Below are 12,843 nucleotides of genomic sequence, written 5' to 3' on the forward strand. Positions count from 1 at the left end.
TCAGCCCCGCGCCACCATCCGCACCAGCGCGAACATCGCGGCGAAACCGACGGCCTGAATGGCCGCCGAGATCATCAGCGTCGGGCTGGCGCCGAGCCGCTCGACCATCACCGCGAAAAGCAGCGGCGCAGCTGAGAACGCCATGTTCTGCGGCACGGTGAGCTTGCCGAGCATCGCGGCGAAGCCGTTGCGGCCGAACAGGGCGAGCGGCAACGTCGCACGCGCGATCGAAATGACGCCGAGCGCCGCACTGAACAGCGAGACGAAGACCGCTGCGGTCGTGATCGTCATCGGCACCAAGGGCAGCGCAAGGCACAGGACAGGTCCCAGCAGCAGGCCGAACAGCGCCACCTTCTCGGCCGGCAGCCGCTCGCCGAACGTGGCGTCGATGGCACGCGCGGCGAGCGTCGCAGGGCCGCTCAGCGTCGCGACCCAGACGGCCTCGCCCTGCGTCAGCCCCGCCTCCTGGAACAGGGTGATCAGGTGCAGCGGCAGCCCCCAGGAGACGAGCCCGCTCGCGGAGAAGGCGAGCGCCACCAGCCAGAACGCCGCCCGGCGGGAATGCGCTGCCACGCTGCCGTGCTCCCCCGCCAGGCTCGCTCCCGGAACGGCCGTCGGCGCAGCCGCAGGTGCCGGCCCATGCCGGTAGCGCGGGATCGCGGCATAGATCGGCAGGACGATGACGATTTGCATCGCGGCGAAGACGATGAGCGTCATCCGCCAGCCGAAGGCATTCATCAGCACGGCGGTCAAAGGCCAGAACACGCTGGAGGCAAGGCCGGTGACAAGCATCATCAGGCCAATGACGCGCCGCGTCCGCTCGCCCATGAGCTGGGCGATGGTGACATTGCCGGTATTGGCCAGCGACATCGCATGGCCGAGCCCGATCACGAACCAGCTCGCGAGATAGCTCACCGGCCCCTGCGCCTGCGACAGGATGGCGAGCCCGAGCGCGCAGATCACCGCGCCGATGCACATCGAGCGGCGCGTGCCCTCGCGGTCGAGCACGCGCCCGATCGCCGGCGCGACCAGCGCCCCGGTGATCAGCAGGATGGTGATGCCGCCGAAGACGATCTCGGCATTGAGCCCGATCTCGCGATCGAGCGCGCCGACCAGCACCGAGGGCGAATAGAAGGTCGAGCCCCAGCCGATGATGCGGGTCAGCGCGAGGCCGAGAAGCAGGGGACCGTGCCCGCCGAAACGAGAAGAGGCAGCCAAGACAGGATATCCGCGGGGCAGGAGGCCGGACGGCCAATGCAGCTCACGTTCACTAGACCATCCCGACAAGCGGCGGCAGCAGCCCCGACGCGCCCGGATCATGCGTAAAAGGCAGCCCGTTTCGGTAAGGAAAGGTCAACCTCCTTGCGCCATGTTGCTTCTCGTCTCGCGGATGGAGTTCGGGCGCATGTCGAGGGGTCGGCGGCGCCCGTAGCATCGGACCGAAAAGTGGAATCCACCTTTCGAAAGCTGATGTGATGACAACTGGATTGACTGCCGTTGCCGTGTCCTGACGGGCGCGCGGTGGCCTAGGGCGTAATCAGGAGTTGAAAACCACATGAAGTCGCGAGAGACGCTTCTTCGCCTCAAGCGCTTCCAGGTCGACGAGAAGCGTCGCCGGGTAAGCCAGATCGAGATGATGATCGCCGATTTTCACCGGATGGCTGGAGATCTCGATCGCGAGATCCAGGCCGAGGAATCCCGCGCCGGCATCGCGGACCCCGCCCATTTCGCCTATCCGACCTATGCCAAGGCCGCGCTCGGCCGCCGCGACAACCTGCGCCAGTCGGCCGACAACCTGAAGGGCCAGCTCGACGAGGCCAAGGCCGAATTGCAGGAGGCCTTCGAGGACATGAAGAAGGTCGAGATCCTCGACGACCGCGAGCGCGCCTCGGAGCGTGCGGCGGAAGCCGCCCGCGACCAGGCCACCATGGACGCGATCGGACTGCGCTCGCGCGCCTGAGACCGATTCAGAATTCAAAAAAGGGCGGCGTCCTCAGGGCGCCGCCCTTTTTTCATGCGATGACGGGGTGATGTTCGACGGAGTCGCGCCGCAGCTTGCCGGTGAGGCGCGGATCGTCATCGACCTCGACCCCGCGCTTGAACACCGTGAAGCCCGAGCGCTGGTAGAAGGCGAGCGCGGCGGGGTGGTCGAGCGTGCAGGTATGCACCCAGAAGCGCGCGATCGGCCTGGCCCAGGCCAGCGCCAGCGCCCGGTTCATCAGCCAGCGCCCGGCCCCTTTGCCCACGACCGGCTCGTCCAGCCCGAAGAAGGCGAGCTCGCCCTCCCCCGCCACGCGAAAATCCAGTTCGAGCAGGCCGACATCGCGCCCCTCGAAGCGAACCGCGTAGACCTGGATGGCGGGATCGGCGAACACCGCTTCCAGTTCGGCGCGCGGCTTGGTCAGGCGGCTGAACCACATCCAGCGCTCGCCGAGCAGCCGGTAGACGCTCAGATAGCGTTCGATCTCGGAGCGCGCGATCGGCTCGAGCGAGAAGCCTTCGGTGCCGGCCGGATCGGGACGCTCCTGCGGCCGCTCGAACATTTCCAGCGAGGTCACGATCGTCGCGATCTTGCCGGGCGGCAGGTCGGTCGTTCCGGTCAGGGTGATGGTCAGGCTCTGGGACATGGAAGGCAGGTCGCGGTTCGCTCGAAAATCGGGATCGTCGCCGCGATCATGACATGATCGCGTTCGTAAGATCACGACGCAATGATGCATGCCCGGCCTGAGAACAGCGATGGATGGAGGCGGTCGCCACGGCGTGGCCGCCCTTCGGGCTGGCTCTTCGCCCTGCTGGTGATGTGCTTCGCCGTGCTGCCGCATCTCACGCTGGCGGCGACGATGATGCGCCCGCCCGGCCCCGGCGCGGCTCACCACGCCGCAAGCATGGCCATGACTGGCGCTGAACAGGTGACGGTGCCCGCCCCCTGCCATGAGGACGGCGCGGCGAAGGAGCCGGCCTCGGTCGCACCGTCCTGCTGCATCATCGGTTGCGGCCTGATCGCGGAGGCACCGGCAGCCCCCTTGCTGCCGGTCGTGGTCGGCTGGTCGCGGTTGCCGCCGCTGCCTGCGATCCTGGCTCAAGGCCTGTCGACGGAACCGGCCGAACGACCGCCGCGAGCGGCGCTCGCCGCCTGATACCCATTCTCCGACGGATCACGACGCCGCCTTGCGGCGCGATCCGCCTATCCATCGATCAAGGATCAAGACAGATGAAGCGTAACACCATTGCCCTTGCTGCCCTGCTCGCCGCCGGCCTGCTCGCCGGCACAGCCCAGGCCCAGCAATCCCATGGCAGCCACGGCGCCCCCGCAGCGACGAAGGCCGGCGACAACGCGTCGACCAAGGCCTATCGGGACGCCAACATGAAGATGCACAAGGACATGGACATCCCCTATTCCGGCGATGCCGATGCCGATTTCGTCCGCGGCATGATCCCGCATCACCAGGGCGCCATCGACATGGCCCGGATCGTCCTCGCCCATGGCAAGGACCCCGAGATCCGCAAGCTCGCCGAGAACGTCGTGCGCGACCAGGAGAAGGAAGTCGCGATGATGAAGGACTGGCTGAAGAAGAACGGCAAGTAGCCGTCTCTCCGCTCGCTTGACCTTGGGCGAGGGCGAACGTCTTCGGGCGCTTGCCCTCGCCCTCCCCCGCTGGCACAGAGGGGGAAGGTTCGCGCCGCAGCGGTGACGACGTGGGCCACCCGCTACCCGTCACCAACCTGTCCTGAGCCCGCGGCCTCCATGAAGCGTTATCTCGACTATCTCTGGCCGATCATCGGGCTCGTCGCGGTCGTGTGGTCGGTCGAGTTGCTCTGGCACAAGCTCAAGGCCGAGGCCGGCTCCGACGCCAGGATCGAGGCGCTGCTGGAGCATGCCGGCCTCTGGCAGAGCATCAAGATCATCGCCCACCGCATCGGCCACAAGATCGCGGTCATCCCGCCGGAGGCCTTCTTCCATGCGGCGCTTGCGACCCTCGTCGCCTATGCCGCGCTCGCCTGGTACGACCGCATCGCGCTGATCCATCTCGGCAAGGAGAAGAACATCTCCTGGCCCTATATCTCGCTCTGCTCCTTCGTGACCTATGCGCTCTCGCATAATATCGGCGCCTCGGTCTTCTCGGGCGGCATGGTGCGCTACCGGGCCTACACGGCGAAGGGCCTGACGGCGGCCGAGGTCGCGGTCCTCGTCGCGCTGTGCTCCTTCACCTTCGCCTTCGGCACGATCTTCCTGATGGGTCTCGTGCTGCTCTACGAGCCGCAGATCCTGCATCCGCTCGAGCGGATGTCGAAATGGTTCGCGATCACCGACAGCACCGCCCGCTGGATCGGCGTCGGCATGCTCGCCTTCGCCGCGCTCTACACGATCGGCTCCTGGCTGCAGTTCAAGCCGCTGAAGATCGGCAAGCTCGAGATCATCTATCCGCGCCTGCCGATCGTCGCCAGGCAGTATCTCGCGGCGCCGATCGAACTCGCGGGTGCCGCCGGCATCATCTATTTCGCGCTGCCGGAACAGGGCAATCCGGGCTTCCTGATCGTGCTCGGCGCCTTCCTGCTCTCCTTCTCGGCCGGGCTGCTCAGCCAGGTTCCGGGCGGTGTCGGCGTGATGGAGGCGGTCTTCCTCGCGGTGATGCCCGGCGTGCCGGCGCCTGCCGTCTTCGCCGCCCTGCTGATCTGGCGGCTGTTCTATCTCATCCTGCCGCTGGTCATCTCGCTGCCGATCGTGCTCGCCTTCGAGCGGGCGCAACTCAAGCGCAGCACCCGCATCGCCCCGCCCCCGTAGAACAGCGCCGTCATGCTCGGGCTTGATCCGAGCATCTCAGGCCGAAAGAGGCTCCGGCGCTCCATCCTGACCGAGATTCTCGGGTCAAGCCCGAGAATGACGCCTCAGCGCTTGAGAGCGATTGCCGCCGCGCCGAACATCAGGAGCGCGCCGACGGCTTCCGACCAGCCGAAGGGCTCGCTCAGCGCAACGACACCGACCGCAACCGCGATGGCGGGGCTGACGAAAGCGTAGAGCCCGGCGCGAAAGGCGCCCCAGTCGCGCAGCAGCCGCATATAGATGGTGAAGCCCATCAGCGAACCGCCGACGATCAGGAACAGCACCGCCGGCAGCACCGGCCAGCTCGCCAGCGCCCGGATATCGGCGAGACCGACCGGCTCCAGCGCGAGCGAAACCGCGGTCAGGCCGATGCCGCCGATCAGCGTCTGCCAGCCGGCGAGCGTCAATGTCGGCATCGTCCCGGCGATCGGCCGGGAGAGAACGGCGCCGACGCAGTAGAACAGCGTGCCGGCCGCCACCGCCGCGAGCCCGATCATCTCCATCGGATCGCCCTGCGTGGCCGAAAGGCCTCCCAGTGCCCGCGTCGCGAACAGGAAGCCGAGGCCCACGGTTCCGAGCGCGATCGCGACGATCTTGCGGCCGTCGATTCGCACGCCCTCGATCACCCGGCTCGCCAGCAGCGTGTAGATCGGGATCGTCGCGAAATTGACGATGGCAGCGAGCCCGGTCGGGGCATGCTTCGTACCCCAGAACAGCAGCGTGTAATTGGCGGTATTGAGCAGCAGCGCCGTGCCGATCAGCCGAGGCCAGGCTTCAACAGGCACCTTGGGAGCATCACGACCGGCCCAGAGCAGCATCAGCAGGCCGGCGATCGAGAACCGCGCCGCTGCCAGGAACACCGGCGGGACATGCATGGAGCCGACCTTGACCGGCAGCCAGGTCAGGCCCCAGACGAGGCACATGACGGCGAAGAGGGCGGCGTTGCGCGACATCGCTCCCGCTTAGCCGCAGCCCGGAGCCCTGACCATTGCGCCGCGGGCATCGCGCCCCCGTGGAAACCGGAGGCGCCGCCGGCTCAGACGCTGCCGACCGTCTTGAGCCGCACGCGCGGATGGATCTCGGCCTGCGACAGCACCGGCGTCTCCCGGCGGAAGCGCTCGATGATCTGGCGGGCAAAGGGCCGCGCCATCGCCGAGGTGACCAGCGCCGGCATCTCACCGATACGCGCCGCATCCTCGAACTTGTCGCGGACGTGATGCACGAACTCCTGCAGCCGCGAGGGCTGCATGGCGAGATGGCGATCCTCGCCCTGGCCGATGATCGACTCCGCGAAGACGCCCTCCCAGGCCGGCGACAGCGTGATGATCGGCAGCACGCCCTGCATATTCGAGAACTGGGCGCAGATCTGGCGGGCGAGGCGCGCACGGACATGCTCGGCGATCTCGCGCGGATTGCGCACGCTCGCCGAGACCTCGGCGACACCTTCGATAATGGTCGGCAGGTCGCGGATCGAGATGCGCTCGGAGAGCAGGAGCTGCAGCACGCGCTGGATGCCGGTGGTCGAGATCTGGCTCGGCACGATCTCCTTGACGAGATCGGCATGGTCCTTCGGCAGTTCGCGCAGCAGCTTCTGCACCTCGGAATGCGAGAGCAGCTCCGGCATGTTCGACTTCAGCACCTCGGTGAGATGCGTCGAGATCACGGTCGCGGCATCGACCACGGTGTAGCCGCGCAATTGCGCCTCGTCCTGCAAGGCGGCATCGATCCAGGTCGCCGGCAGGCCGAAAGTCGGCTCCAGCACATTGTGGCCCGGCAGGTTCACGGCCCCGCCCATCGGGTCCATAGCCATGTACTGGCCGGCATAGACGATGCCCTGTCCGGCATCGATCTCCTTGATCTTGATGAAGTAGTGGTTCGCATCGAGCTGGACGTTGTCGACGATGCGCACGGCCGGCATGACGAAGCCGAGCTCGGCCGCAAGCTGCCGGCGCAGTGCCCGGACCTGGTCGGTGAGCCGGTCCTGACCGCTCGGCGCATTGACCAGCGGCAGCAGCCCGTAGCCGATCTCGATCTTGAGCTCGTCCATCTTGAGGAGGTCGTTCAGCGTTTCCTCGCGCGGCGCGCCGTCCGCTGCGACCGCGCCGCCGGCCTGCGCCGAATCGAGCGCACCCTGCTCGGCTTCGCGCGCCTTGGCCAGCTTGCCGAAACGGTAGGCGAGGAAGCCCGCGCCGCCGGCCAGCAGCAGGAAGGGCATCATCGGAATGCCAGGCAGCAGCGCAATCAGCAGCATCACCGCCGCCGACATGCCGAGCGCCTTGGGATAGCCCGAGAGCTGCTTGCCGAGCGCCTTGTCGGCGGCACCGCGCACGCCCGCCTTCGAGACGAGCAGGCCGGCTGCGGTCGAGACGATCAGCGCCGGAACCTGGCTGACGAGGCCGTCGCCGACGGTGAGCAGCGTGTAGTTATGCGCCGCCTGGCCGAAGCTTAAGCCCTGCTGCGCGACGCCGATGATGATGCCGCCGAGCACGTTGATGAAGGTGATCAGCAGGGCCGCGATGGCATCGCCGCGGACGAATTTCGAGGCGCCGTCCATCGAGCCGAAGAAGGAGGATTCGTCCTCCAGCGCCTTGCGGCGGATCTTGGCGGTGTCCTGGTCGATCAGGCCGGCGGAGAGGTCGGCGTCGATAGCCATCTGCTTGCCGGGCATGGCGTCGAGGGTGAAGCGCGCCGCGACCTCGGCGATGCGGCCCGAGCCCTTGGTGATGACGACGAAGTTCACGATGATCAGGATCGTGAAGACGATCACGCCGATCACGAAATTGCCGCTCATCACGAAGCCGGCAAAGGCCTCGATGACATGTCCCGCCGCCGCCGTGCCCTCATGGCCGTGGGCGAGGATGAGGCGCGTCGAGGCGAGGTTCAGCGCCAGCCGGAACATGGTGACGATCAGCAGCACGGTCGGGAAGGCCGAGAACTCCAGCGGCTCCTCGATGAAGAGCGCCGTCATCAGCACCAGCACCGAGACGATGATCGACAGCGCCAGCATCAGGTCGAGCAGGACCGCCGGCATCGGGAAGACGAGCACCACCAGGATGCCCATGACGCCGATGGCGAGGAACAGGTCGGGACGGTTGAACAGCTTTGCGAGCGCCCCGCGATCGGGAACGGAAAACCCCCTGCCCTGACCTGCCGTCACATCGGTCATCGACCGTTCCGCCCCACGCCTCACGCGCCCCGAAGCAGGGCGCAGCTCGGCAATTCTTGCCGGGCTCATGGTGAACGAATTGTTAAGAAACGGATTAATACCCTCCCGGAACCATCCGATGAACGGATGGTTGTCAAAGGGCCGCGTTATGGCCGCATTCGCCGGCCCCACTCGGCTCAGGAGCGGCTGAACCTCGCCGCATCCCGACGATATTGGAGATTGCCTTGAATCGACGTTCTTTCCTGACGAGCCTTGTCGGCGGCCTTGCGGTTGCTGCAATCGGTGGCACCGCGATGGCGAAGGGCCTGGTCGAGCCAGATCCGGCCCCGATCGAACCCAAGACCGGCGACATCGACCCCGCCCTCAAGGCCGGCCTTGACGAAACCGACGCCGAATTCACCCAGTACTACCGCGGCCACCCGCGCCACCGCCGGCCGCCGCCGCCGCGCGTCTACCATCGCCGCCCGCGGCGCGTGGTCCGCAACGGCCGGGTTTATTACGTCCGCTGACCTGTTCCGGGCCGGTACCTCGCGGTGCCGGCCTTTTTCATTCATCGCATATCGGGAGGGCACCGGCATGACAGCGCCGGGCAACCAGCAGACCGGCACGATCGAAACCGACGTGCCCGCACGGCTCGACCGCCTGCCCTGGTCACGCTTCCACACGCTCGTGGTCGCCGCACTCGGCATCACCTGGATTCTCGACGGGCTCGAGGTCACGCTTGCCGGCTCGGTCTCGGGCGCCCTCAAGGAAAGCCCGGTCCTCAAATTCACCAATACCGAGATCGGCCTCGCCGGTGCCGCCTATATCGCTGGCGCGGTGCTGGGCGCCGTCTTCTTCGGCTGGCTCACCGACCGGCTCGGCCGCAAGAAGCTCTTCACGATCACTGTGCTCGTCTATCTCACGGCGACGGCCGCCACCGCCTTCTCCTGGAACGTCACGAGTTTCATCCTCTTCCGCTTCCTGACCGGCATGGGCATCGGCGGCGAGTACACCGCGATCAACTCCACCATTCAGGAGCTCGTCCCGGCCCGCGTGCGCGGCTGGACCGATCTCGTCATCAACGGCTCGTTCTGGATCGGCGCGGCGCTGGGCGCATTCGGCTCGATCATCCTGCTCGACCCCGCCTGGATCAACCCGGAATATGGCTGGCGTCTGGCCTTCTTCATCGGCGCCGCACTCGGCCTCGTCATCCTGTTCCTCAGGCAATGGATTCCTGAAAGCCCGCGCTGGCTGATCAGCCATGGCCATCCCGAGCGCGCGGCCGCCATCGTCGCCGATATCGAGCGCCGCGCCGGCTTCGTTCCGCCCGCCGGCGAGGTCCTGCCCCTGACCCGGTTGCGCCCGCGCGCCGCGACACCGCTCGGCGAGGTCTTCCACGTGCTTTTCGTGGCGCATCGCGAGCGCGCTTTGGTCGGGCTGGCGCTGATGCTGTCGCAGGCCTTCTTCTACAACGCGATCTTCTTCACCTACGCGCTGATCCTGACCGATTTCTATGCCGTGCCCTCGCAGGATATCGGCTGGTTCATCCTGCCCTTCGCCGCCGGCAACTTCCTCGGTCCGCTCCTGATCGGCCGGCTCTTCGACACGCTCGGCCGCCGCGTGATGATCGCCGCGACCTACGCGCTGTCGGGCCTGCTCCTGACCGGGACCGGCTACCTCTTCTGGAGGGACTGGCTCACGGCCTCGCAGCTCACCCTGTGCTGGAGCGTGGTCTTCTTCTTCGCCTCGGCGGCAGCAAGCTCGGCCTATCTCACGGTCTCCGAGACCTTTCCGGTCGAGATGCGGGCGCTCGCGATCGCGATGTTCTACGCGGTCGGCACCGGCGCGGGCGGCATCGCCGGCCCCTGGCTCTTCGGCATCCTGATCGACACCGGCTCGCGCGGCAGCGTCTTCGGCGGCTATCTGCTGGGGGCGGCGCTGATGCTGGCGGCGGCGGCCATCGCCGCGCGTTTCGCGATCCGTGCGGAGCGCCAGCCGCTCGAGAGCGTGGCGCGGCCGCTCAATGCAGTCGATTGACCATGGCCCGCCCGTAACCATAGCGTGCGAAAGCCGGCCCCGATGGAACAAAGCATCATTTAAATGCATTATTCCGTACTGGCATTCCCTGTCTAAGAATGCCGTGGGAGATGTGGTGACAACAGCCTGGAGGCCGTCGTGGACAGACGCTCATTCCTGATGACACTGGTCGGTGGCTTTGCCGCTGCCGGCATGGGCGGCATCGCCGCCGCCGAAGCAGCCCAGCCCAAGCTGGCACCGCTGCCGGATGCCGAGCCCAAGCAGGGCGACGAGGCCGTGACCGCCGAGATGAAGGAGGCGCTCGACAAGACCGACGCCGAATTCAGCCAGTATTATTATTACCGCCGGCCGCGTTACGGCTATTACCGGCGCCCGTATTATCGGCCCTATTACCGTCCCCGGTACTACTACCGTCCGCGCTACTATGCGCGCCCGCGCTATTATCGCCGGCGCTACTGGTAAGCTGTTTCCCGGTCAGGCCGCGCTGATGCGCGTCTGACCGGGCTCGGCGACGGTAATTCCGGCCGACGTATACTCGCTGAGTTTGTTGCGCAGCGTGCGGATCGAGATCCCCAGGATCTTGGCCGCATGCGTCCGGTTGCCCAGGCAGTGGTCGAGCGTGTCGAGGATCAGCTCGCGCTCGACATCGGCGACGGTGTGCCCGACCAGCGAGCGCGTCATCGCCTCGGCTGTCTGGGCCGCCCGCGCTGCGGGATCGCGCGACGGAGCCGGCGCCAACGCCTCCCCTTCCGGACTGAGCACGGCGGAGGCTGCGATTTCCGGCCCGCTCGCCAGCAGCACCGCCCGGTGCATCGTGTTCTCAAGCTCGCGCACATTGCCGCGCCAGGCGCTGGCGAGCAGGAGCTTGCGCGCATCGGCCGCGATCGGCCGGGGCGGCAATCCGTTCAGATCGGCGTATTTCCTAGCGAAGTGATCGGCCAGGACCAGGATATCGCCGGGCCGCTCGCGTAGCGCCGGCAGGCGCAGGTGCACGACATTGAGCCGGTAGAGCAGATCCTCGCGGAAGGCGCCGTCGCGCACCGCATCCGCGAGGTTGCGGTTCGAGGTCGCAATGATCCGGATGTCGACCTTGACCGGCTGCGTACCGCCGACCCTGTCGATCATGCGCTCCTGCAGCGCGCGCAGCAGCTTTGCCTGCAGACGGACGTCCATCTCCGAGATTTCGTCGAGCAGCAGCGTGCCGCCATTGGCCTCTTCGAACTTGCCGATGCGCCGCGCGATGGCGCCGGTGAAGGCGCCCTTCTCATGGCCGAACAGTTCGGATTCGAGCAGGTTGTCGGGAATAGCCGCACAGTTCACCGCGACGAAGGGCCGGTCCTTGCGCCCCGATTTCTGGTGCAGGTGGCGGGCGATCACCTCCTTGCCGGTCCCGCTCTCGCCGGTGACGAGCACCGGCGCTTCCGAGCGGGCGATCTGCGAGGCGAGCTGCACGACGCGCTCCATCGCCGGATCGCGCCAGATCAGACTGGACTGGTCGGCCGCGACCGCCTCCAGCACCGCCGCGATCAATTCCGGATCGGGCGGCAGCGGCACATATTCCCGGGCGCCGGCCTGGATCGCCGCAACAGCGGCGCGCGTATCGGTCGAGGTGCCGCAGGCGACGATCGGCGTGCGGATGCGCTCGGCCTCCAGGGCCGCGACATAGGCCGCGATCGGCTGCACGACGTCGATCATCAGCAGATCGGCGCCCTTGGCGCGCAGCACGGCGAGCGTCTGGTCGAGGCTCTCGGTATGCGTCACGGCCGCGCCATGCGACATGGCGATCTTGGCGGCTGCGATGATCTGTCCCTTGAGACCGCCGGCGATGATGAGGCGCATGGCTCAGGTCCTTCTGTTCTTTGTCACTGTGGCAGGACCGGCTCTCACCGGTCCGCCTTGATGATTTCCGTCATGGTCACACCCAGGCGGTCCTCGACGACGACGACCTCCCCGCGCGCGACCAGGCGCTCGTTGACGAAGATGTCGATGGCTTCGCCGACGCGCCGATCGAGTTCGAGCACGGCGCCCGGCACGATCTGGAGGAGATCGCCGACCGCGACCTTCGAGGAGCCCAGCACCGCGGACACTGTGACCGGCACGTCGAAGACCTGTTCCAGGTCCTCGGCCGTCTTCACCGGCACCGGCCCCGAACGCGCGACCGACATGTCGCCCTGGTCGAAGGACAGGTCGGCCTGGTTCAGCGGCGGCAGGTTGAGATCGTTCTGCTGGCTCATGGCTCAGACCTTCATGATTCCGCATGACCATGGCCGAACACGCGGGCGACCGCCTGTTCGACCAGGGCCGTGAGTTTCTGGCTGTCGAGGACGAAGCCGCCCTCCGCCCATTCGATGCGCCCGTCGCCCAGCGCGATGTCGGATTGCCCGAGCACCATCAGCTTGCCGGAGAAGCCGTGTTCCAGCGCGAGCTTGCGGACCAGCTCCTCGGCAGGCTCGACCACGCTCTCATGGACGCGCAGGACCAGATGCGGCGCGCTACGGGCATGGCTCAGGCACTCCCGGATGGCCCCCGACAGCGCCGCCAGCGGCTTCTCCGCAAGCGCGGCGCCGGCCAGCGCCTTCGCCGTCACGATCGCGACCTGCGCCGCATGTTCCTCGATCGCAGCCGTACGGGCCGCTTCCTGCGCGAAAAGCCGCTCGGCCGAACGCGCGAGCTGTCCCGTCAGGCCGGTGAGCTGCGACTGCGCCTCGCGATGCGCGTGTTCCTGCCCGGCATGGAAGCCCTCCGCGCGGGCGGCGGCGAGATCGGCCTCCCCGGCGGCCTTGCGGCCTCCTTCGCGGAAATCCGTCCCGAACATGAACTTGGTCGCAGCAGCCAT

At 67.2% G+C, this 12,843-nt stretch carries 14 protein-coding genes; 7 read left to right on the top strand and 7 right to left on the bottom strand.

The window, feature by feature from the left end; genetic code table 11:
• Complete coding sequence (locus ACWIEX_RS16755; protein ID WP_454034129.1) at positions 1-1,218, bottom strand: MFS transporter; 1,218 nt, start codon at positions 1,216-1,218, stop codon at positions 1-3.
• A gap of 337 nt (positions 1,219-1,555) precedes the next feature.
• On the opposite strand from ACWIEX_RS16755, the gene fliJ reads away from it, so the two are divergent.
• Positions 1,556-1,960 (top strand): flagellar export protein FliJ, encoded by a 405-nt coding sequence (fliJ, locus tag ACWIEX_RS16760; RefSeq protein ID WP_061969585.1) that lies wholly within the window; start codon positions 1,556-1,558, stop codon positions 1,958-1,960.
• 52 nt (positions 1,961-2,012) lie between these two features.
• On the opposite strand, the gene ACWIEX_RS16765 is transcribed toward fliJ, so the two are convergent.
• Positions 2,013-2,627: a GNAT family N-acetyltransferase gene (locus ACWIEX_RS16765; RefSeq protein WP_454034130.1), complete on the bottom strand. Its 615-nt coding sequence runs from the start codon at positions 2,625-2,627 to the stop codon at positions 2,013-2,015.
• A 264-nt stretch (positions 2,628-2,891) separates the two neighbouring features.
• Here ACWIEX_RS16765 and ACWIEX_RS16770 point away from each other — a divergent pair, with 264 nt between their 5' ends.
• The 3 genes from ACWIEX_RS16770 (at position 2,892) to ACWIEX_RS16780 (ending at position 4,783) form a co-directional block, all read left to right on the top strand.
• Positions 2,892-3,137: a hypothetical protein gene (locus ACWIEX_RS16770; protein WP_454034131.1), complete on the top strand. Its 246-nt coding sequence runs from the start codon at positions 2,892-2,894 to the stop codon at positions 3,135-3,137.
• Positions 3,138-3,211: 74 nt separating this feature from the next.
• Positions 3,212-3,586, top strand: coding sequence for a CopM family metallochaperone (gene copM, locus ACWIEX_RS16775; RefSeq protein WP_454034132.1), 375 nt, complete (start codon positions 3,212-3,214; stop codon positions 3,584-3,586).
• A 159-nt stretch (positions 3,587-3,745) separates the two neighbouring features.
• Entirely contained in the window at positions 3,746-4,783 is a 1,038-nt protein-coding gene (locus ACWIEX_RS16780) for a lysylphosphatidylglycerol synthase transmembrane domain-containing protein (protein WP_454034133.1), read from the top strand.
• Positions 4,784-4,887: 104 nt separating this feature from the next.
• Here the strand turns inward: ACWIEX_RS16780 and ACWIEX_RS16785 are convergent, their stop codons facing one another.
• On the bottom strand, positions 4,888-5,775 hold the full coding sequence (locus ACWIEX_RS16785; protein WP_454034134.1) for a DMT family transporter: 888 nt from the start codon (positions 5,773-5,775) through the stop codon (positions 4,888-4,890).
• Between the two features lie 83 nt (positions 5,776-5,858).
• Complete coding sequence (gene flhA, locus ACWIEX_RS16790; RefSeq protein WP_454034807.1) at positions 5,859-7,883, bottom strand: flagellar biosynthesis protein FlhA; 2,025 nt, start codon at positions 7,881-7,883, stop codon at positions 5,859-5,861.
• Positions 7,884-8,212: 329 nt separating this feature from the next.
• Here flhA and ACWIEX_RS16795 point away from each other — a divergent pair, with 329 nt between their 5' ends.
• From ACWIEX_RS16795 to ACWIEX_RS16805, 3 genes are all read left to right on the top strand, one after another.
• Positions 8,213-8,497, top strand: a complete 285-nt coding sequence (locus ACWIEX_RS16795; RefSeq protein ID WP_454034135.1) for a hypothetical protein — start codon at positions 8,213-8,215, stop codon at positions 8,495-8,497.
• Positions 8,498-8,564: 67 nt separating this feature from the next.
• Entirely contained in the window at positions 8,565-10,007 is a 1,443-nt protein-coding gene (locus tag ACWIEX_RS16800) for an MFS transporter (protein ID WP_454034136.1), read from the top strand.
• A gap of 138 nt (positions 10,008-10,145) precedes the next feature.
• On the top strand, positions 10,146-10,469 hold the full coding sequence (locus ACWIEX_RS16805) for a hypothetical protein (protein WP_454034137.1): 324 nt from the start codon (positions 10,146-10,148) through the stop codon (positions 10,467-10,469).
• Between the two features lie 12 nt (positions 10,470-10,481).
• On the opposite strand, the gene flbD is transcribed toward ACWIEX_RS16805, so the two are convergent.
• Genes flbD through ACWIEX_RS16820 form a run of 3 tightly spaced genes read right to left on the bottom strand, consistent with a single transcriptional unit; the run spans position 10,482 to position 12,843 of the window.
• The gene (gene flbD, locus ACWIEX_RS16810) at positions 10,482-11,846 is read right to left on the bottom strand and encodes a sigma-54-dependent transcriptional regulator FlbD (protein WP_454034138.1); all 1,365 of its coding nucleotides are present in this window, start codon (positions 11,844-11,846) and stop codon (positions 10,482-10,484) included.
• Between the two features lie 44 nt (positions 11,847-11,890).
• A complete protein-coding gene (gene fliN / locus ACWIEX_RS16815; RefSeq protein ID WP_061969600.1) occupies positions 11,891-12,241 on the bottom strand; it encodes a flagellar motor switch protein FliN in 351 nt (116 codons plus the stop codon).
• An 11-nt stretch (positions 12,242-12,252) separates the two neighbouring features.
• Positions 12,253-12,843, bottom strand: a complete 591-nt coding sequence (locus ACWIEX_RS16820; protein WP_454034139.1) for a FliH/SctL family protein — start codon at positions 12,841-12,843, stop codon at positions 12,253-12,255.

This window comes from Allobosea sp. NPDC055353, assembly GCF_053644975.1.

Bases quoted from the DNA above. Each gene is read 5' to 3' on its own strand.
- fliJ (WP_061969585.1), top strand. From the start codon at position 1,556: ATGAAGTCGCGAGAGACGCTTCTTCGCCTCAAGCGCTTCCAGGTCGAC.
- ACWIEX_RS16765 (WP_454034130.1), bottom strand. From the start codon at position 2,627: ATGTCCCAGAGCCTGACCATCACCCTGACCGGAACGACCGACCTGCCG.
- ACWIEX_RS16770 (WP_454034131.1), top strand. From the start codon at position 2,892: ATGACTGGCGCTGAACAGGTGACGGTGCCCGCCCCCTGCCATGAGGAC.
- copM (WP_454034132.1), top strand. From the start codon at position 3,212: ATGAAGCGTAACACCATTGCCCTTGCTGCCCTGCTCGCCGCCGGCCTG.
- ACWIEX_RS16780 (WP_454034133.1), top strand. From the start codon at position 3,746: ATGAAGCGTTATCTCGACTATCTCTGGCCGATCATCGGGCTCGTCGCG.
- ACWIEX_RS16785 (WP_454034134.1), bottom strand. From the start codon at position 5,775: ATGTCGCGCAACGCCGCCCTCTTCGCCGTCATGTGCCTCGTCTGGGGC.
- flhA (WP_454034807.1), bottom strand. From the start codon at position 7,883: ATGGGCATCCTGGTGGTGCTCGTCTTCCCGATGCCGGCGGTCCTGCTC.
- ACWIEX_RS16800 (WP_454034136.1), top strand. From the start codon at position 8,565: ATGACAGCGCCGGGCAACCAGCAGACCGGCACGATCGAAACCGACGTG.
- flbD (WP_454034138.1), bottom strand. From the start codon at position 11,846: ATGCGCCTCATCATCGCCGGCGGTCTCAAGGGACAGATCATCGCAGCC.
- fliN (WP_061969600.1), bottom strand. From the start codon at position 12,241: ATGAGCCAGCAGAACGATCTCAACCTGCCGCCGCTGAACCAGGCCGAC.
- ACWIEX_RS16820 (WP_454034139.1), bottom strand. From the start codon at position 12,843: ATGGCTGCTGCGACCAAGTTCATGTTCGGGACGGATTTCCGCGAAGGA.